This is a genomic window from Vibrio pacinii DSM 19139, assembly GCF_000711795.1.
Taxonomy (GTDB): Bacteria; Pseudomonadota; Gammaproteobacteria; order Enterobacterales; family Vibrionaceae; genus Vibrio; species Vibrio pacinii.
The window spans coordinates 1-1,090 of record NZ_JONH01000057.1 but is presented as its reverse complement, the minus strand read 5'-3'; the positions used below and the strand labels follow the sequence as shown (position 1 = coordinate 1,090).

Below are 1,090 nucleotides of genomic sequence, written 5' to 3'. Positions count from 1 at the left end.
GAGCAAAATTGCACAGTTCATTAGCCCTAAACCTTCTGATTTAGCTACGTTTTTCTCGCTGGCAACTAACGCCGCGTTAAGTAGTGAGCAACATTACCACCTAACCTAAACCACTGTGCCGTAAACACTAAATTCAAAGCAAACTGAAAATGCTTAGCGTTGCGAATCTGCCTTAAACGCCTTGTTAGTTGCCATTCTAAACCTTTGATTTCCAGTTTATTTCGACTTTGCCAACACCGTTTTTAAGCACTTTGAAAAACTCAAGTCAGGCGCAGTTTCAAAGCGCCTGTCACTGAAACCACTTGGAACTTACAACGTCGCAGAAAGCTGACCAAAAACACCTAATAAACCTTTCGGAAAGGCAATGCCACAAAGCTGAATTTCAACGAGTAAATAGTGTCTGAAACGGCAAGACAAAACCACAACATTAAAAATCGAACACAACTTCAGCAAAACACACACAGACAAAAACCAAGCAAAACTGAAAATTTCATTAACCCTAAATTTTCTGCCATAGCTGTGTTTTTACCACTGGCAACTAACGCCGCGTTAAGTGGTGAACAACGCAAGCACCACACCTAAACCATTGTGCCGTAAACACTAAAGCTGAATCAAACGGAAAATACCAAGCGTTGTGAATCCGCCTTAAACGCCTTGTTAGCTTTCTAGGGCAGGGGAACTGAGAAACTCGTGTATGGCTCTTTTGTTTATATTACTTAGTCGTAGGCACTTTATCCTAGTTATAGACACTTCACCCCCCATTTACAGCACTTCGTCGCAAAGAAACCTTTAGCCCCATAACTTCATTTATTATTTACCGCATTAAACAATTACGTTAAAAATAAAGGACAATAAAATGGATAAAGCAATGTACACAACCACTCAGCAAGAACACGTAATGGCTCAAGTAAAAAAATTAAAGAATTTTACTCGCACTTAACTAACTACTTGTCGGTAGTATGCTTATTATTTGTCATTAATTTTGTGACTGGCACTGTGCATATTTCGGAGCATTCCGATCAGTCATTTCGGGATTATCCGATCACCCATTTCGGTTTAAACCGATCACTGATTCCGCGATTATCCGATC

At 39.9% G+C, this 1,090-nt stretch carries 1 protein-coding gene; it reads left to right on the top strand.

Annotation, left to right across the window (positions count from 1 at the left end; all coding sequences use genetic code 11):
* Nucleotides 1-948: 948 nt before the first annotated feature.
* A partial coding sequence (locus tag BS19_RS20645) for a hypothetical protein (protein ID WP_245609294.1) occupies nt 949-1,090 on the top strand: 142 nt, incomplete at its 3' end.